Origin of the sequence: Paludibacterium yongneupense DSM 18731 (genome assembly GCF_000422925.1) — a bacterium.
GTDB lineage: Bacteria > Pseudomonadota > Gammaproteobacteria > Burkholderiales > Chromobacteriaceae > Paludibacterium > Paludibacterium yongneupense.
In genome coordinates, this window is sequence record NZ_KE383957.1 from 446,134 (window position 1) to 463,856 (window position 17,723).

13 protein-coding genes and 1 pseudogene are annotated in these 17,723 nt (G+C 61.6%); 5 read left to right on the forward strand and 9 right to left on the reverse strand.

What is annotated here, in order from left to right; genetic code table 11:
- Positions 1 to 9: 9 nt before the first annotated feature.
- The 7 genes and pseudogenes from G520_RS0116510 to dinG all read right to left on the reverse strand — a co-directional run bounded on the left by G520_RS0116510 (position 10) and on the right by dinG (position 8,717).
- Positions 10 to 840 carry a flagellin N-terminal helical domain-containing protein gene (locus tag G520_RS0116510; RefSeq protein ID WP_028536607.1) on the reverse strand — a complete coding sequence of 277 codons (831 nt, stop codon included), beginning with the start codon at positions 838 to 840 and terminating at the stop codon, positions 10 to 12.
- 87 nt (positions 841 to 927) lie between these two features.
- Positions 928 to 1,722, reverse strand: a complete 795-nt coding sequence (gene map, locus G520_RS0116515) for a type I methionyl aminopeptidase (RefSeq protein ID WP_028536608.1) — start codon at positions 1,720 to 1,722, stop codon at positions 928 to 930.
- Between the two features lie 116 nt (positions 1,723 to 1,838).
- A complete protein-coding gene (locus tag G520_RS0116520; protein ID WP_028536609.1) occupies positions 1,839 to 2,996 on the reverse strand; it encodes a porin in 1,158 nt (385 codons plus the stop codon).
- A gap of 263 nt (positions 2,997 to 3,259) precedes the next feature.
- Positions 3,260 to 4,393 carry a porin gene (locus G520_RS0116525; protein ID WP_028536610.1) on the reverse strand — a complete coding sequence of 378 codons (1,134 nt, stop codon included), beginning with the start codon at positions 4,391 to 4,393 and terminating at the stop codon, positions 3,260 to 3,262.
- A 293-nt stretch (positions 4,394 to 4,686) separates the two neighbouring features.
- Positions 4,687 to 5,826 carry a porin gene (locus tag G520_RS0116530; protein WP_028536611.1) on the reverse strand — a complete coding sequence of 380 codons (1,140 nt, stop codon included), beginning with the start codon at positions 5,824 to 5,826 and terminating at the stop codon, positions 4,687 to 4,689.
- A gap of 362 nt (positions 5,827 to 6,188) precedes the next feature.
- Positions 6,189 to 6,473: pseudogene (locus G520_RS0116535) on the reverse strand (DUF3579 domain-containing protein); the annotation flags it as partial.
- Between the two features lie 117 nt (positions 6,474 to 6,590).
- The gene (gene dinG / locus G520_RS0116540; RefSeq protein WP_028536613.1) at positions 6,591 to 8,717 is read right to left on the reverse strand and encodes an ATP-dependent DNA helicase DinG; all 2,127 of its coding nucleotides are present in this window, start codon (positions 8,715 to 8,717) and stop codon (positions 6,591 to 6,593) included.
- 124 nt (positions 8,718 to 8,841) lie between these two features.
- Between dinG and G520_RS0116545 the strand changes: the two genes are divergently transcribed.
- The 3 genes from G520_RS0116545 to G520_RS0116555 all read left to right on the forward strand — a co-directional run bounded on the left by G520_RS0116545 (position 8,842) and on the right by G520_RS0116555 (position 13,162).
- A complete protein-coding gene (locus tag G520_RS0116545; RefSeq protein WP_036666410.1) occupies positions 8,842 to 10,779 on the forward strand; it encodes an aminotransferase class I/II-fold pyridoxal phosphate-dependent enzyme in 1,938 nt (645 codons plus the stop codon).
- Positions 10,780 to 10,973: 194 nt separating this feature from the next.
- Complete coding sequence (gene argF / locus G520_RS0116550; RefSeq protein ID WP_028536615.1) at positions 10,974 to 11,891, forward strand: ornithine carbamoyltransferase; 918 nt, start codon at positions 10,974 to 10,976, stop codon at positions 11,889 to 11,891.
- Between the two features lie 53 nt (positions 11,892 to 11,944).
- Positions 11,945 to 13,162, forward strand: a complete 1,218-nt coding sequence (locus tag G520_RS0116555; protein ID WP_028536616.1) for an argininosuccinate synthase — start codon at positions 11,945 to 11,947, stop codon at positions 13,160 to 13,162.
- A gap of 75 nt (positions 13,163 to 13,237) precedes the next feature.
- On the opposite strand, the gene G520_RS0116560 is transcribed toward G520_RS0116555, so the two are convergent.
- Complete coding sequence (locus G520_RS0116560) at positions 13,238 to 14,914, reverse strand: tetratricopeptide repeat protein (RefSeq protein WP_028536617.1); 1,677 nt, start codon at positions 14,912 to 14,914, stop codon at positions 13,238 to 13,240.
- 296 nt (positions 14,915 to 15,210) lie between these two features.
- Here G520_RS0116560 and G520_RS0116565 point away from each other — a divergent pair, with 296 nt between their 5' ends.
- The gene (locus G520_RS0116565) at positions 15,211 to 17,070 is read left to right on the forward strand and encodes a DUF3857 domain-containing transglutaminase family protein (RefSeq protein ID WP_028536618.1); all 1,860 of its coding nucleotides are present in this window, start codon (positions 15,211 to 15,213) and stop codon (positions 17,068 to 17,070) included.
- 56 nt (positions 17,071 to 17,126) lie between these two features.
- Positions 17,127 to 17,333, forward strand: coding sequence for a DUF2788 domain-containing protein (locus G520_RS0116570; protein ID WP_028536619.1), 207 nt, complete (start codon positions 17,127 to 17,129; stop codon positions 17,331 to 17,333).
- 11 nt (positions 17,334 to 17,344) lie between these two features.
- Here the strand turns inward: G520_RS0116570 and G520_RS0116575 are convergent, their stop codons facing one another.
- On the reverse strand, positions 17,345 to 17,701 hold the full coding sequence (locus tag G520_RS0116575; RefSeq protein ID WP_156876999.1) for a hypothetical protein: 357 nt from the start codon (positions 17,699 to 17,701) through the stop codon (positions 17,345 to 17,347).
- Between the last annotated feature and the right edge of the window lie 22 nt (positions 17,702 to 17,723).

Sequence of the window (17,723 nt, forward strand, 5' to 3'; positions counted from 1 at the left end):
ATGCCGCCGTCAAGCGAGCAGGGTGAGCGCGTCGTGCGGGGTGACGTTGGCCTGGGCGCGCATGGCCAGGGCCGACTGATTGGCGATCTGGCTCCGGGCGAGCGCGGCGCTCTGGCGCGCGTAATCGACGTCGCTGATGCGGCTGTTCGCGGCCTGGGTGTTGATCGACGCCGACTGCAGGCCGGATAGTGTCGAATGGAAAGCATCGATGGCGGCGCCGAGCGAACTGTTGACCGTGTTCAGTGTCGACAGATCTTCGCCGATCTGGCTTTGCGCCTGAAAGGCGGCGGCCTGGCTGCTCACGTCGATGACCCCCCGGGCGGCAAGGCTGTCATCGTAGCCATTGAGCGAGTTGCCCAGATCGGGGCCGTTGACGCTGATCTGGCTCGCAGGCTTGCCGTCGGGGCCGGCCTGGATCAGGGTGGCCTTGCCTCCGAGCAGAGGGATGCCGTTGTAGTTGCTGCCCTGTACGATGGCCGAATTGGCCTGGGTGAGCGCATCGACCTGGTGCTGTAGCGCTTGCCTGTCGCTGGCGGACAAGGCGCCATCGCCGGCCTTGACGGCGAGATTCTGGATCTGTTGCGTGTTGTACTGAATCTGGGTGACCGCGTCGGCGGCGGTTTGCGTCATTGCGATGCCATCGTTGACGTTTTCCAGCGCCTGCTCGTCGCCGCGGCTTTGGGCGCTCAGCGATTGCGAAATCGCCTGGCTGGCGCTGTCGGTTGCCGTCGTATTGCCACTGGCCAACTCGGCCAGTAGCCGCTCCCGCGTTTTCTGGCTCGCATCGAGTTGGGAGGTCGAGGGGTAGGATGGGGTGTTGCTGCCGATGTTGAGCGCCATGACGTGTCTCCGTGCCGACGATTTCTGCGTTGACTTCAGTATAACAAATTCACGGGCGCAGACGGTTTCGTCCGCGCCCGTTCTTGCTCAGCCCTTGAAAGGGGGCGGCGCACCCGGGGAGAGCGTCAGGACTTCGTATCCGGTGTCGGTAACGACAAGCATGTGTTCCCATTGAGCCGACAGGCTACGGTCTTTGGTGACTACGGTCCAGCCGTCTGACTGGACGCGCAGATGGCGCTTGCCTTGATTGAGCATGGGCTCGATGGTGAAGATCATGCCGGCTTCAAGCTTGAGACCGGTGCCGGGGCGGCCGTAATGCAGCACCTGCGGCTCTTCGTGAAAATTCTTGCCGATGCCGTGGCCGCAAAACTCCTGAACCACGCTATAGCCGCTGCTTTCAGCATGTCGTTGAATCGCGTAGCCGATATCGCCGAGATGGGCGCCGGCTTTCACTTTGGCGATGCCGAGCCACATGCACTCGTGGGTGATCTTGCACAGGCGCCGCGCGTGGGCGCTGACCTCACCGACGCAGAACATGCGGCTCGAATCGCCGTGATAGCCATCTTTGATGACGGTGACGTCGATGTTCATGATGTCGCCGTTCTTGAGCGGTTTGTCGTTCGGAATGCCGTGGCAGATCACATTGTTCAGCGACGTGCAGATGGACTTGGGGTAGGGCGTCATGCCGTCCGGCGCATAGTTCAGCGGTGCCGGAATCGTGTGCTGGACGTCGACCATATAACGGTGGCAGAGACGGTCGATTTCTTCGGTTGTGACGCCGGGCTGGACGAAAGGCGTGATGTAATCGAGCAGCTCGCCGGCGAGGCGGCCGGCGATGCGCATCTTTTCGATATCGTCGGCGGTCTTGATCAGAGTGGTCATACGGAAAATCTTTGCGGGTGGTCAATGCAACAGTTTAGCATCAAAAAAAAGCGGGCACCCGAAGGTGCCCGAAATCCTGACTCGATTGACTGCTTACTACGGGGTGCTGCGCTAAATCAGAAAGCGACCTTCAGGCCGGCGCCGAAGGCGGTCAGCGTGGTGTGCGTGGCCAGCGAGGCTGCCGTCGAGGTCGAACTGTTGTAGGCGGTGGTGTACAGGGCGTCCTGGCCGAAGTCGGCGTTTTGCAGATTGCCGTTGGTCAGCTTGGTGTAGTAGGCCAGCAGTTGGGTGCGCTTGGACAGGTTGTAGGTGCCGCCGAGAACCCATTGCTTGGCGCTGTAGTCGCTCGGGCTGCCGTAGGTCGGGTTGTTCAGGTTGCCGAGCTTGTTGTACGACAGCTTGACGCTGCCGGCGCCGATGTCCTGGGCGACGGCGACGGTCCAGTCGTTCTGGGTCATGCTGGTGGCCGAGGCCTGGCCATAGCTGGCGTGTTCGAACTGGGCGCCGAGATAGGTGCCGAAGGCGAACTTGTAAGCGGCCGCCAACTTGGTGTAGTTGGTCTTGGCGCCGGCGACGTTCTGGGCAATCTTCTCGCCGCTGGTGGCGGAGGTGATCGTGTTGGTGGTGTCGCCTTGATGGTCGTAGCCGAGAGCGACGATCAGGCCGCCGTTGGTGTAGCTGCCGGCAACGGAAACGCGCTGCGCGTTGGTGCCGCTGGTGCGGGCTTCATCGGCGCCCCAGGACACGCCGCCTTGCAGGCCGTTCCAGGTCGGGGAGGTATAGTGCACCGAGTTCTTCAGGCGCGCATCGCCACGGGTCACGACGCCGTTGGAAACATTGGTATCGGCGGTGGTGTCGGCCATTACGTTGGTGCCGACGGCGGTGGTCGTCAGGCGCTTGTAGACCGAGTCGTACAGACCCATCTGCACGGTACCGAAGCTGTTGCTGGTCAGGCCGACGAAGGTGTTGCGGGTCGCGAAGGTCGCGCTCTCGCCCTTGTCGTTGGTTCCACCCTGTTCGAAGTTCTTCAGGCTGCTTTCAACCTGCCAGATCGATTGCAGGCCGTTGCCGAGGTCTTCGCTGCCCTTGAAGCCGATGCGCGAGTTGTAGTCGGAAACGCGGGTGCGCGAAGAAAGGCTGGTGCTGGCGCTGGCGCCATCGGCCTTGACCGATTCGAGGCCGGCGCTGAGGAAACCGTAGAGGGTGACGTCTGCCATGGCGAGCGGGGCGGCGAAGCTGGTGGCCAGCGCAACCGCGATAATTTTCTTATTCATCAAAAACTCCAGATTTCGTGTCGTTATCATGATGCTTCCGCTTCCCGGAGCAAGCGGCGCATTGCCGACTTTCCCGATGGCGGGCGACTTTTGCCCGCACATGTTAAGAAAGTGTGACAGACGCACGTTACCGAGTGCAGGCCGCGCGGCGCATGACAAAAATCAAACGGATTCTGGCGTTTTTATGAATTAAAAGGGCGAAACGCTTTTATTTCGAACCGGGGGCGATCGCCCCCGGGCTTCATGCCAAACAGCTCATGCGCTTAGAACAGCACCTTCATGCCGAGGCCGAAGGCGGACAGGCGATTGCCGGCGGCCAGCGTCGGACTGCTGGTGCCGCTGCCGGTGGTGTACAAGGGGGTGTTGGCGAAGTCGACGTTGGCCAGCGCCTTGTTGTTGATGCGTGCGTAGTAGCTGAATACCGAAGTCCGCTTCGACAGGTTGTAGCTGGCGCCGAGGACCCATTCTGTCGACTTGTAATCGTCCGGACTGGCGGTATTGCTCAGGCTGCCGAGGCGGCTGTACGACGCCTTGAGGGTGGCGGCGCCGATGTCCTGGGTCGCGGCCAGGGTCCAGCCGGTTTGCGACATGGCACTGCTGCCTGCGACATCGTAGCTGCCGCGTTCGACCCCGGCGCCCAGGTAGGTGCCGCTCGCGAATTTGTATGAGGCGACCAGCTTGCTGAAGTTTACGCTGCCACCTGCATCGCCGACCACGGCGTTGGCGCCGTTGTAGTAGCCGAGGTAGCCGCCGGTGTTGGCGCTATGGTCCCAGCCGGCCGCAATCTGAAAGCCTTGCCAGTTGTACTGGCCGGCCAGCGACAGACGGTTGCGCTTGGGAGTGTTGGTTTCGTCCACGCCATACGAGATGCCGCCCTGGAAGCCGGCCAGCAGCGGCGAGGTGTAGTGCACCGAATTGGACAGTCGCGCTTCGCCGCGGCTGAAGATGGCGGCGACATTCTTGCTGCTGCCATCGATGTCGGCTGCGGTATCGCCCATCACGTTGACGCCGCCGTTGGTCAGGCGCTTGTAGGCGGAGTCGTACAGGCCGATCTGCACGGTGCCGAGCTTGGCGCTGTCCAGGCCGACGAAGGTATTGCGGGTGGCAAAGGTCGCCGACTGGTTGGCATCGTTGACGCCGCCCTGTTCGAAGTATTTCAGGCTGCTTTCGATCTGCCAGATCGACTTCAGGCCGTTGCCGAGGTCCTCGCTGCCCTTGAATCCGATGCGCGAGTTGTTGTCGGCGACGCGGGTGCGCGAAGGCAGGGTGGCCGTGCCGCCGGTGGCTTGCACGGACTCGAGCGATGCGCTCATCACGCCGTAGATCGTGACATCGGCCAGCGCGAGTGGGGCCGCGCAGGAAGAGGCGAGAGCGAGAGCGATGATCTTCTTTTTCATTGTAATCTCCAAAGATGCGATATTCCGGTCTACTGGTAGACTGGCCTGACCACTCTACCACTAAAACGTTATCGCATGACTGGCCGGCTGTGAGCCAGATCAAGTTTCGCGCCCGCGTCTGCCGAAAAGTGTGCGAATGCTGGCAAAACCGGCGGATGCCGCTGTGTAAATGACAGTGAAGGATGAAGGGGTGTGGCCTTCTGGCAACAGGGATGCGCCGTGGGCATGGGCGCCGGAAATAAAAAAAGCACCCCGGAGGGTGCTTCTGGATACTGCCGGAACGGGGTTCCGAATCAGAACGAGACCTTCAGGCCTGCGCCGAAAGCGGTCAGGGTGTTGTGCACGCCTACCGAAGCGGAGCTCGAACCGGTGGTGCTGTACACGCCTTCCGTACCAAAGTTGGCATTTTGCAGGTTGCCGTTGGTCAGCTTGGTGTAGTAAGCCAGCAATTGGGTGCGCTTGGACAGGTTGTAGGTGCCGCCGAGAACCCATTGCTTGGCATCGAAGTCGCTCGGGCTGGTGCCTGCCGCGGAGTTGCTCAGATTGCCGAGTTTGTTGTACGACAGCTTGATGGTGGCTGCGCCGATATCCTGGGTGACAGCGACAGTCCAGTCGTTCTGGGTCATGTCGGAACCCGAAGCTTGGCCATAGGTCGCGCGTTCGAACTGGGCGCCGAGATAGGTGCCGAATGCGAACTTGTAGCCTGCAGCCAGCTTGGTGTAGGCGGTGTGGACGCCGCTGACGCCGGAGCCAATCGCTTCGCCGGTGGTCGACGATACGTTGGTGGTGTCGCCTTGACGGTCGTAGCCGAGGCCGACGATCAGGCCGCCGTTGGTGTAGTTACCAGCCAAGGAATAGCGTTGTGCATTGCGGCCATTGGTGCGGGTTTCATCGGCGCCCCAGGATGCACCGGCTTGGAAGCCGTTCCAGGTCGGGGTGGTGTAGTGTACCGAGTTCTTCAGGCGCGCATCGCCGCGGGTCACGACGGCAGCCTTGTCGTTGGTGTCGGCCGTGGTGTCGTTCATGACGTTGGTGCCGACATTGGTCAGGCGTTTGTAGGCGGAGTCGTAGTAGCCGAGCTGAACGGTACCGAAGCTGTCGCTGGTCAGGCCGACGAAGGTGTTACGGGTTGCGAAGGTAGCGGTCTCGCCCTTGTCGTTGCTGCCGCCGTTTTCGAAGTTCTTCAGGCTGCTTTCGATCTGCCAGATCGACTTCAGGCCGTTGCCGAGGTCTTCGTTGCCCTTGAAGCCGATGCGCGAGTTGTAATCGGAAATGCGGGTGCGGCTCGATACTTCGTTGGCTGCGGTGCCGTTGCCGGTCGCCTTGACCGATTCGATACCGGAGCTGAGGAAACCGTAAATGGTGACATCGGCCATGGCCACGGTGGATGCGAATGCGGAGGCCAGTGCGGCGGCCAGGATCGTCTTGTTCATCTAGAGCTCCAAAGTCTTCGTGATTTGTGTGTAGTCAAGTGCTTCCCCAAGCCGAAGTCTGGGTGCCCGACAATTATTAACAACTAACATTGCTGTATTGTTACAACGTCACTGTAGTTAATATTTCGGGGTTTTAACAACACAAAAACACGATTTTCTCAGGCCTTGCTGTCATAAATGACACAGTTTACTAAAAAAAATGTCTCTTTTTTACCAAAATGTGACACGCGAAAACGGTGCAAAGCAGGAGTGGAGCGGGGCGCCAGGCGCTGGCAGGCGCATGCGGCCGCCGGGCGTCGTCCCGGAGGGCGCATGTCTTGTCGACGTTTCCGGCGTCAGGCCAGAAACTGGTTCGGGTAGACTTCGTCGATCAGCGTGCGGCAGTCGACGACGCGCAGGTCGTTGTCCTGAGCGAAGTCGAGCAGGAACTGGAAGGCGCGCGGGTCGATTTTTTCAAGCTTCTTGTCGATGGCGACGCAGCGGATGCCGTCCAGCATCATCGGCCGCACATAAGCGTGGTAGGCCAGTTTCTGCGCGGTAAAGGAGGCGAGTACGCCTGACAGCCGTTCCGCCCAGTCGCTGGGTCGGAAAGTCCGCCCCTCGGAGGTGAGGCCCTGAATTACGATTTCATATGGATTGCAGATCATGGTGGCTGAACCGGCTGTTTGCTCTTTTATGTATAGGTAGTACATCTTGCCGGAGGAAGTCCGGCGGCCGGCTTGCGCGGCCAGCAGCCGTACAAGCCAGCGGATTTTAACTCATTATCAGATGCGCTTGAATGGTGGCAGCGAAGCCAGCAACTTTTTTCCATAACTTTGCCGTGTCAGACGGTTGTCCAGAATGGTGACCCGGCCATAGTCGCGTTCGGTCCGAATCAGTCTGCCGACCGCTTGCACGAGTTTGATCGACGCTTCCGGTACCGTGATCTCGACGAAGGGGTTGCCGCCGCGTTTTTCTATCCAGCGCGACAGGGTGCGGCCGACCGGATCGTCTGGCATGGCGAACGGCAGCTTGGCGATGATCACATGCACGCAGCTTTCTCCCGGCAGGTCGAGCCCTTCCGAAAACGAGTCGAGCCCGAAAATGACACTGGCCTTGCCGTCGCGCAGCCGTGCGTGATGGTTGTCGAGCAATGCGCTTTTCGGCGATTCGCCCTGTACGTTCAGGCATTCCCTGAGCTCGGCCGGCAGCCCTGCTGCGACGTCCTGCATCTGTTTGCGCGACGAGAACAGCACCAGCGTGCCGACCGCTTCGCTTGCGTCTATCAGGCGCGGCAGCCAGTCTACGATCTCGCGGGTGTGCGCGGCCGGGTCTTTGGGGCTCGCCAGCAGCGGTGGCAGGTAGAGTTCGCCCTGGCTTTGAAAATCGAACGGCGAGTCGAGCGCAACGCAGTTCACATGCGGCAACCATACCAGGCCGGTTTGCGACAGCAGCAGATCGAAGGCGCCGAGCGAGCGCAGGGTCGCCGATGTCAGCACGGCCCCGGCGGCACGATGCCAGAGCGTGGCGGCCAGGCTCGCAGCGGCGCTGACCGGGGAGGCGCAAAATAGATAATCGCCCTTGCCTTCGGTTTTGCGCTGCACCCATTTGGCGATGGGGGGTGCTTTTTCTTCCGCGACTTTTTCGAACAGATCCCAGACCGCCATCAACTGTTCGCTGCGGCCGATCAGCAAGCCGAGATCGCCGGCCACTTTGTCGAACAGCAGCGCCTCGCTGCCCTTTTCCTTGCGCGCTTCTCCGACTGCGTCGGATAGTGCGGACAGGTGCTTGAATACCATGCGCGCAGCCAGCGCCATGTTGGCTGCCGGCGTGGCCAGCCGCTCCGGCAGCAGCCCGTCATCGAGCAACCAGACCGGCTCCAGCGTGTCGCTGCTCGCCGCCAGGGCTTCTTCGCCTTGCAGCAGCCATAACCATTCGCTGAGGGTTTCCATCGCCGCGGCGGCCGCGTCGCAGGCGTCGACAACGATGCTGCTTTTGCCGGTCAGCGTGTCGACGCGCTGTGCCGTCGCTGCGACCTTGTCCAGCCACGACATGGCCTGCGCGAGCGAGTGCTCGGCGGCAAACTGATTGATGGCTTTCTTGGCAAGGTGATGCGCTTCGTCGATACAGTAGAAACTGTTCTCCGGCGCAGGCAGGATCACGCCGCCGCCCATCGAGATGTCGGCCAGCATCAGATCGTGGTTGGCGACGACGACGTCGACGGTTTCCAGTGTTTCGCGCGCGAGGAAGAACGGACATTCAGGACGGTTGGGGCAGCCGGCTTTCAGGCAGCCGTGCCGGTCGTTGGTCACCCGCGACCACACGCCGTCATCGATGTTTTCTTTCCAGGTGTCGCGATCGCCGTTCCAGCCGCGCTGGTGGAAGGCGTCGGCGAGCTCGCGCAGGGCCTCGACTTCACCCGGTTGCGGCTTGCGGTCCCATAGCGCGAGCGAGGGGTCGGCGCCGAGCAGGTCGCCCTGGGCCACGTCGGCGGTCAACTGGTAGAGGCGGTACGGGCACAGGTAGCGACCGCGGCCCTTGGCCAGGGCGAAAGTCAGCGGCAGGCCGCTGTTCTCGACCATGAAGGGCAGGTCGCGGTTGACCAACTGTTCTTGCAACGCGATCGTGGCGCTGCTGACAACCAGCTTCATATTGCGCGATTGCGCCATGACGCCGCCTGCCAGCAAATAGGCGAGGCTCTTGCCGACTCCGGTCGGCCCCTCGATCACGGCGATGCTTTCGCCCTCGCGGCCTTCGGCCGCGGCGAGTTCGGGTGTCTTCATGCGCGAAAACGCCTGGGCGACCTCGGCCAGCATGCGCCGTTGTGCGGCACGCGGGCGGAACCCGGGAAGATTGTCCGCCAGGGTGCGGTAGTGGTCGCGGATCGCGTCTTTTTCAAAATCGGTCAACATTCCGCGATTTTAACAGATACCGGCGGCGTGACGGCATTCAAGCTGTACCCGCCGCACTGGTCGCGGTCGCAGGGGGCTGTTAGCATGGCATTGGCATTGTTAATTTAGAGAGGATAGGCCCATCATGCTGCGATGTCGTGCGCTGCTGGTCAGCGAGGATGAGCCCGGGCGGATCGCCTGGCTGTCCGGTCTCAATGGCGCCGCCGCGCAGCTCGACAACCCGTGGAATCTCGGCTTCGATGCCGCCGAGGATGCGCCCGCCGCCATCGAGGCCTTGCAGGGGGATGGCGATATTCAGCTGGTGCTGATCGACAGCCGCCTCGACCGGGCCGGCAGGGATGGCGGCGGGCTGGCCTCGGCGCTGCGGGCCTTGCGCCCTGAGTTGTCGCTATACAGTCTGCTCGCGCATGGCGATCTGCCGTCGAGCGAACCGCTCGCGCAGGAGGCCCTGGACGGTTACTTCGAAGTCGACGATGCCGATTATCGCGGCTGGTTCCGCATTCTCTCGGCCGAACTGGCGGAAAAAGCGGCGACCCCTTTCTACGATAGGCTCAAGCAGTACGTCGCCATGGCCAAGGATTCCTGGCACACGCCAGGCCACTCCGGCGGCGACTCGCTCAAGGGGAGCCCCTGGGTCGGCGATTTTTATGATTTTGTCGGCGAGAATCTGCTGCGCGCCGATCTGTCGGTTTCGGTGGCCATGCTCGACTCGCTGCTGCATCCGACCGGCGTGATCGCGGAAGCGCAAAAGCTCGCCGCCAAGGCCTTCGGCGCCCGGCGCACCTATTTCGCCACCAATGGCACCTCGACCTCGAACAAGGTCATTTTCCAGACACTGCTGGCGCCGGGGGATACGGTCCTGCTGGATCGCAACTGCCATAAGTCCGTCCACCACGGGGTGATTCTGAGCGGCGCACGCCCGGTCTACCTCGATGCCTCGGTCAATTCGCGCTACGGCATTTTCGGTCCGGTGCCCAAGGCCACTCTCTTTGCCGCCATCGAGGCGCATGCCGGCGCACGCGCGCTGATTCTGACGTCCTGCACTTACGACGGGCTGCGCTACGACCTCGCTCCTATTGTCTCTGCCGCGCATGCTGCGGGCATCAAGGTCATCGTCGACGAAGCCTGGTACGGCTTCGCCCGTTTTCACCCGGCATTCCGTCCGACTGCGCTGGAAGCCGGAGCCGATTACGTGACCCAGAGTACGCACAAGGTTCTGTCCGCGTTTTCCCAGGCCAGCATGATTCATGTCAACGATCCCGCTTTCGACGAACACCTGTTTCGGGAAAACTTCAATATGCACGCCTCGACCAGTCCGCAGTACGCGCTTATCGCGAGTCTGGATGTGGCGCGCAAGCAGGCGGTGATGGAAGGGTTTCGTCTGCTCGCGCGTACGCTGCGGCTCGCGGACGAGATGCGTGCGCGCATCAATTCCACCGGGGTGTTTCGCGTGCTCGAGCTAGACGATCTGATTCCGGACGAGGTGCGCGGCGATGGCATCCTTTTGGATTCGACCAAGCTGACAGTCGATATCGCGGCTTCGGGCTTTAGTGCCGACGAGTTGCAGCACCAGTTGTTCGACCGGTTCAATATCCAGATAGAGAAAACCACCTTCAGTACCTTGACCCTGCTGTTCACGATAGGCAGCACGCCCGGCAAGATGCTGCGACTGTACGATGCGATGGCGCGACTCGCGCGCGAAGCCCGTCCTGCGCGTGCGGGTCTGCGCCTTCCGGAGCTGCCGCGCTTCACCCGGCTGGCCTGCCTGCCGCGCGACGCCTTCTACGAGGGCGGCGAGCTGCTGCCCTTGCTCGATGATGAAGGACGGCCGAATGCCGCGCTGCTGGAGCGGGTGTGCTGCGATCAGATCGTGCCTTATCCGCCCGGTATTCCGGTGCTGGTTCCCGGTCAGCAGATCGATATGAGCATCGTGCTCTATCTCGCGCGCTTGCTGCGCACGCAGAAGTCGATGGAAATACATGGATTGGCCGAAGTCGACGGTGAATTTCACGTGCGCGTGCTGCGCGCAGATGAGATGGAGAGGCTGCCTGGGGTCGAATAAGTCGCGTAAATCGGCCTGTTTTTGCGGAATGCCTTGTCAGCGAGTCGGATTTCCGATAAATATAAGTCTTGTCGCATTTATGTAAATCATGGCGGGTATCCGACATGTGGCGACATGAGACTTGAGACCAGCGTGTAGTAGCGCCATCGCGCATGCACTGTGCGCGGTGGCCCTTTTTTTTCGGACGGACGACCATGACGGATGTGAAGCATTACCTGAAATTCAGCGACCTCACTCACGATGACTACCAACATCTGTTCGAACGTGCCCGGGTTCTGAAGCGACGACATATCCGCCGCGAGTTATACCGCCCCCTGGTCGGACGGGTCATGTCGATGATTTTCGAGAAAAACTCCACGCGGACCAGGGTGTCGTTTGAAGCCGGCATGTCGCAACTCGGTGGGCATGCCATGTTCCTCGACAGCAAGTCGTCCCAACTCGGGCGCGGCGAGCCGATCGAGGATACGGCGCGGGTGCTGTCGCGCATGAGCGATATCATCATGATCCGCACCTTTGAACAGAGCCTGGTCGAACGACTGGCGGCCTACTCGCGCGTGCCCGTGATCAATGGTCTGACCAACGAATACCACCCCTGTCAGATCCTGGCGGATATTTTCACCTTCATCGAGCAACGCGGCCCCATTCAGGGCAAGACGGTTGCCTGGATAGGCGACGGTAACAATATGAGCCGGACCTGGCTGGAAGCGGCGCGTGTGCTCGGCTTCTCGCTCAAGGTCGCCTCGCCGGCCGGTTTCGAATTGCCGGAGGCAGAGCGCTGCGATGCGCCCATGCTGACGGCGGGCAATGATCCACGCGCAGCGGTCGCCGGTGCGCATCTGGTGACCACCGATGTGTTCACCAGCATGGGCTACGAGGCCGAGGCGGCCGAGCGGCTGAAGGCGTTTGCCGGCTACCAGGTCGATGAGGCGCTGATGTCGCATGCGGCAGCGGATGCCTTGTTCATGCACTGCCTGCCCGCCCATCGCGGCGAGGAAGTCAGTGCCGGCGTGATCGACGGGCCGCAGAGCGTGGTATGGGACGAGGCGGAAAACCGCATGCATGTCCAGAAGGCCCTGATCGAGTTCTTGCTGCTCGGCCGGGTCAACGATTAAGGGCGTCGCGCGGGGCGCGGCGTCGATAACTCATTATTTGTAGGGAAAAAACGATGTCTGATATCAAGAAAGTGGTTCTGGCTTACTCCGGCGGTCTCGATACCTCGGTCATTCTCAAGTGGCTGCAGGATACGTATCAATGCGAAGTCGTGACCTTCACCGCCGATATCGGCCAGGGCGAAGAAGTCGAGCCCGCACGCAAGAAAGCGATCGCATTGGGCATCAAGCCGGAAAACATTTTTATCGATGATCTGCGCGAAGAATTTGTCCGCGATTTCGTATTTCCGATGTTCCGTGCCAATGCCATCTACGAAGGCGAATACTTGCTGGGCACCTCCATCGCCCGCCCGCTGATCTCCAAGCGTCAGATCGAGATCGCCAACCTGGTCGGCGCCGATACCGTCTCGCATGGCGCGACCGGCAAGGGCAACGATCAGGTTCGCTTCGAACTCGGCTACTATGCGCTCAAGCCCGATATCAAAGTCATCGCTCCGTGGCGCGAATGGGATCTGCTGTCGCGCGAGAAATTGCTCGCTTATGCGGAAAAGCACGGCATCGATATCTCGAAAAAGAAAAACGGCGGCAGCCCATACTCGATGGACGCCAATCTGCTGCATATCTCCTATGAAGGCACCGTGCTGGAAAACCCGGCCAACGAGCCGGAAGACGATATGTGGCTATGGACCACCAGCCCGGAAAATGCGCCGGATGCGCCTGAATACGTGGAAGTGGAATACGAGAAGGGCGATATCGTCGCCATCAACGGTGCGCGACTGTCTCCGGCGCAGGTGCTGACCGAGCTCAACCGCCTCGGCGGCAAGCATGGCATCGGCCGTCTCGACATCGTCGAAAACCGCTATGTGGGCATGAAGTCGCGCGGCTGCTACGAAACGCCGGGGGGCACCATCATGCTCAAGGCGCACCGCGCGATCGAGTCGATCACGCTTGACCGCGAAGTCGCCCATCTGAAGGACGAGCTGATGGCGAAATACGCGACCATGATTTACACCGGCTACTGGTGGGCGCCTGAACGCCGCATGATGCAACAGATGATCGATGCCTCCCAAGCCACGGTCAACGGCTGGGTCCGCCTGAAGTTGTACAAGGGCGGTGTCTATGTCGTGGGTCGCGATTCGAAATCGGACTCGCTGTTCGATCCGAATATCGCCACCTTCGACGAGGACGGCGGCGCATACAATCATGCCGACGCCGCCGGCTTCATCCGTCTGAACGCCTTGCGCTTGCGCATTGCTTCGCGGCTGAAAGGCTGAACGCGCCGCCTCCGGTTTCGGTCGCGCCGCATCGTGCGGGCGGGGCAGCCATGCAGGCTGTCCCGCCCGTTTTCGTCAGCGGGCGTCGAGCTTTTCGGCCGCCTCCGCGATGACGGCGTGCCAATCGCCCGGGCACGGCTGGCGCAACAGGGTGGCGTGCGGGTACCACGGGCTGTCGGGACGTTCGCCTAGCCAGCGCCATTCGGCGGCCCACGGCAGCAGAATCAAGGCCGGGCGGTCCAGAGCGCCTGCCAGGTGGGCGAGCGACGTGTCTACGCTCAGGATCATATCCATATTCATTACAATGGCTGCCGAGTCGAGAAAATCGCCGATATCGGCGCCAGGGAAGGAAATTTGCGGGCTGCATTCGAGAAACGCCAGGTCGTCCGGGTGCATGTCTTTCTGTATCACGACCAGATCCGCGAATTCCAGCAGCGGAGCGAACTGCGCGAGAGCCATCGAGCGATTGCGATCATTCTCGTGCCTGGAGCTGCCGCGACAGGCGATCCCCAGCTTCAAGCGGCCCGTCGGGCGGGGGAGGCGGGCTTCCCACTTGCGCGTCTTGTCGGACGGGATGCGGAGGATGCAAGGTGTCGGAATCGTCTCCAGGCGGGTGCCAAACAGCATGGGGAGGCTCATCAGCGGGATCTGGAAGTCCGCTTCGACATTTGCGCTGCCCCGCGCGACGATGCGGCAGTCGAATTGCCCGTCAAATAAAGAGAAGAGCTCCGGCTGGACCTCGAATTCAACCTGTGCGCCGCGTGCCACGAGCATGGGAATATAGCGGGCAAACTGCAGTGTGTCGCCAAAACCCTGCTCGGACCAGACCCGTATCGTCTTGTCCCGGGCGTCGGCCAGTCGTTCCAGTCGCGCAAGCCCGGTGTGGCGCAGCGTGTCTGCATTTTGCCTTTTCCAGCGGTATTCGTAATACGGCCAGCCACTTTCGTAATCGCCGAGGGCCATCATCGCCAGTGCGCTATTCCAGTAGCTGGAATAGTCGTCGCGTCTCAAGTCTATCGCCTTGGCATAGGCCTCCAGTGCATCGCGAGGCCGATTCAGCGCGCACAGGGCATTGCCCTTGTTCGACCATGCTTCGGCATACGCGGGGTCCAACTGCAAGGTTTGCTCGTAATCGGCAAGCGCGTCTTCGCCATGACCGAGTTCGTAATGCGCGACTCCGCGGTTCATCCAGCATTCCGGGCTGTGCGGGTTGACCGCGATGGCGCGGCTTTGCTGCGTCAGCGATTCTTCGAAGCGGCCGGCTTTTCGCAGTGAATTGCCCAGGTTGGTCAAGGCTTCGAACGAGTCGGGCCGCAACGATAGCGCCCGCGTCAGGTACTCGATCGATTCGCTGGCCTGTCCGGCAAGGGCGCACGCAAGGCCCAGATCGTGCAGGGCTTCGAAAAAGTGCGCGTTTTTGTCGACGGCCCGGCGCAGCGTGACGATCGCCTCGGGGAATTTGCCGAGGCCCAGGTGGGCGGTGCCGAGGAAATACAGTGCGCCGGGCGAGCAGTCGGGCTGACGGCAGGCCTGCGTCAAATGGTGAAGCGCCGATTCCTTATCGCCGGCCTGGCCTGCGATGTGGGCCATCAATTCATTGGCCCGGGTGTTTCTGGGGTTGGCGGACAGTACTTTCTTTAGCACGATTTCGGCAAACTGCGGCTGCTGGCTGCCCAGGTATTGCGCGGCAATGTCCAGTGACAGCTTCTCTTCCTGTTTCCCCACGATGTTTTTCCATGTCGCTGCGTTCATGTCCTGTCTCTCCTCCCGTTTCGTCGCATCCAGTGCGACGGCAGCCCGCCCTGGCCGGCGTCAGCCAGGACGGATGCGGGAGCGAAACCTGCCCGGTAATGCGTCTGTTGATTTTCCTGCGCATGTTACCGCAAGTGCTGCCCGTTGGCAGCGGCCTTGTCTGGCCCGGTTCTTGCTGTTCCGGCTTCGGGCCATCGGCGGCGGGACGGCCTATTTTTTATCGTTAGCCGGGAGATGGCACTGTCGACGGGTCGATAGATGCTATTATCAATCACTAGTCTCATTGGTAACGTCGCATGCGCTCGTATCGGTTTGTCCTTGCTCTCGTCGGCATGATGCTGGCCCCTTCCTTTGCTCTTGCCGAGTCGGCCGATACGCTGCTTGATTCGCGACAGACGCTCGAGGTCAGAGCCGATGGCGGGTACAGCAAAGACGTTCGCGAAAGCTATCGTGTCAACGATGCGGGCGGCATCAAGGTTTTCAGCCAGTATCCGCTGAGTTTCAGCCCGCAGCACGAAACGCTGACGATCGTGGAGGCCTATACCCGCACGCCGGATGGGCGCCGTATCGATGTGACGCCGGACAAGATTCTGTTGCAGCAGTCGGCCGAAAGCGCCGATGCGCCCCTGTTCGACGATCGCATGGTCAAGAATGTGGTGTTCCCCGCGCTCGAAGCCGGCGCCACGGTCACGATTCATTACCGGCGCGATGTGCGCCAGGCCATCCTGCCGGGGGTGTTCTGGTTGTACGACTCCTTCCCGCGCAACGAGGAAGTCCGCTCCGCCGATATCACGATACGCGCGCCGGCCAGCTTGCCGCTGTACGCCGAAGCGATCGAGCTTGAAGGCGGCGAAGAAGCGTCGGGCACGCCCGGCGTTCGGCAGTGGCACTGGCACCTCGGGCGGCAGAAGGCCGAAGTGATCGAGCGCGGCGCGGTCGATGCAGACGACGTCAGCCCGCGCCTGGCGGTGACGTCGCTGCCTTCATACGACGAGCTCGGACGCCGCTACAGCCAGCGCGCGACTCCGCAAGCGCGCGTGACCCCGTATATCGCGTCGCTCGCGCAGGAAATTACGGCGGGCAGCCGCAATCGGCGCGAAGCCGCCGCCAGGCTGTATCGCTGGGTGCAGCTGCATGTGCGTTATGTCGCGATCTATCTGGGGGATGGCGGCGTGGTGCCGCACGAGGCAGAAACGATTGCGCGCGTCCGTTATGGCGACTGCAAGGATCATGTCACCTTGTATCAGGCGCTGCTCGCGGCGGTCGGAATCGACAGTCGGCCGGTGCTGGTCAATGCCGAGTATGCATGGTGGGTGCCGCAGGTCGCGCTACCGCTCGGAATATTCAATCACGCGATCAATTATCTGCCCGAGTTCGACATCTATGCCGACTCCACGGCGCTGAACCTGCCGTTTGGCGTCCTGACCGATGCCGAGCAGGGCAAGTCGGCGCTGGTGATCGCCAATGATGGCGGTCTGTCCAGCTTGCAGCGTCTGCCGGTGGCTACGCCGCAGAGCGATCAGGTCCGGGTGCTGACCCATCTGCAGCTGCAGGCAGACGGTAGCCTGACGGGCAGGAGCGAGGTCGAAGAGAGCGGCGTATACGAATATTTTGCCCGGCAGGTTTTTGCCAGCCTCTCCGATGGCGAAGAGCCGCAAGCCGCGGCGACCGGTTTGCGTGGCAAGGGGCTGATCGGCAACGGAGACTTGCGCGAGGATCTGCGGTCGGGGCATCCCTATCGTTTCCTCACCCGCTTCGAACTTCCCGATTTCATCGATCCGACGGCCCCATCCGCATTGATCGCGACGTCCGGGCTGGAGAGCGGGTCCGGTCTTTCCAGCTTTGCCCGCGATGCCACTTTGCTGAACGTGCGCAAATTTCCCATGCCCTTGCTCAACGGCACGCGCGAGGAGGTCGTCTTTCTGCATCTGCGCCCATCCACCCGCATCGGCAACCTGCCGCGTGATGTCGACGTGACCTCGCGCATTGGACGCTATCATGCCCATTACCGGCTGGATGGCGATACCGTGGTCGCCGAGCGCAAGCTGACCATTGCCCGAAATACCGTGATCGTGCCGGCGTCCGATTATGGCGAACTGCGCTTGCTCGGACGCGCTGTCGCGCGCGATTTGCGCACTCAGATCCTGCTGCCGTAACGGGGAGCCGGGAGTGCCGTTTCTTTTTCGTTGATGGAGCCGCCATGAAGTTCGCCATGTCCGAGGAGCAGTTCACGTCGATCTCGATGGGGGTGTGTCTGACCATCCTGATCGTATTCATGGGCTTCATCATCTGGGATCTCGGGCGTAAATCGAAGGCGGGCCGTTTTGGCACCGCCATCCTGTTCCTGGTGCTGGGTTTCGGCGTGAGCGGTTTCGTGTTCAAGAACGTTCTGGTCGAAATCATGGAGCACGGCCGCTAGGCAACGCGTCTTCAACGTTCCAGCCACGACAAGCGCGCACGCACGGATCGGTGCTCGCGCGCCGTCAATCCGGCGCGTCCGGCCAGTTCGTCTTCCAGCTGTGCGAGCCGTCGTCCGAGCACGGCATGGCGGCGCGCCTGCGCCGGAAAATCAAACGCCATTCCGAGCGAGCTGCAAATCATCATGGCGAGACACAAGGCGGCCAGCGTGTCGAGCGACACCCTGTGCGCGCCGACGATGGCCGCGATGCCGAACAGCGCCGGACAGATCAGCAGCCAGCGCATCATTGCGTCCGCCCCGTGTGCGCAACGGGTCGCGTGGCCTCTGCGTTCGGCGATCTCCTGAATGAGTGCGAGGTGGTCTGGCATGGTATGGACCCGGGTGGACTGT

Bases quoted from the DNA above. Each gene is read 5' to 3' on its own strand.
- dinG (WP_028536613.1), bottom strand. From the start codon at position 8,717: ATGTTGACCGATTTTGAAAAAGACGCGATCCGCGACCACTACCGCACC.
- G520_RS0116520 (WP_028536609.1), bottom strand. From the start codon at position 2,996: ATGAATAAGAAAATTATCGCGGTTGCGCTGGCCACCAGCTTCGCCGCC.
- G520_RS0116510 (WP_028536607.1), bottom strand. From the start codon at position 840: ATGGCGCTCAACATCGGCAGCAACACCCCATCCTACCCCTCGACCTCC.
- G520_RS0116545 (WP_036666410.1), top strand. From the start codon at position 8,842: ATGCTGCGATGTCGTGCGCTGCTGGTCAGCGAGGATGAGCCCGGGCGG.
- map (WP_028536608.1), bottom strand. From the start codon at position 1,722: ATGACCACTCTGATCAAGACCGCCGACGATATCGAAAAGATGCGCATC.
- G520_RS0116560 (WP_028536617.1), bottom strand. From the start codon at position 14,914: ATGAACGCAGCGACATGGAAAAACATCGTGGGGAAACAGGAAGAGAAG.
- G520_RS0116555 (WP_028536616.1), top strand. From the start codon at position 11,945: ATGTCTGATATCAAGAAAGTGGTTCTGGCTTACTCCGGCGGTCTCGAT.
- G520_RS0116565 (WP_028536618.1), top strand. From the start codon at position 15,211: ATGCGCTCGTATCGGTTTGTCCTTGCTCTCGTCGGCATGATGCTGGCC.
- G520_RS0116575 (WP_156876999.1), bottom strand. From the start codon at position 17,701: ATGCCAGACCACCTCGCACTCATTCAGGAGATCGCCGAACGCAGAGGC.
- G520_RS0116525 (WP_028536610.1), bottom strand. From the start codon at position 4,393: ATGAAAAAGAAGATCATCGCTCTCGCTCTCGCCTCTTCCTGCGCGGCC.
- G520_RS0116570 (WP_028536619.1), top strand. From the start codon at position 17,127: ATGTCCGAGGAGCAGTTCACGTCGATCTCGATGGGGGTGTGTCTGACC.
- argF (WP_028536615.1), top strand. From the start codon at position 10,974: ATGACGGATGTGAAGCATTACCTGAAATTCAGCGACCTCACTCACGAT.
- G520_RS0116530 (WP_028536611.1), bottom strand. From the start codon at position 5,826: ATGAACAAGACGATCCTGGCCGCCGCACTGGCCTCCGCATTCGCATCC.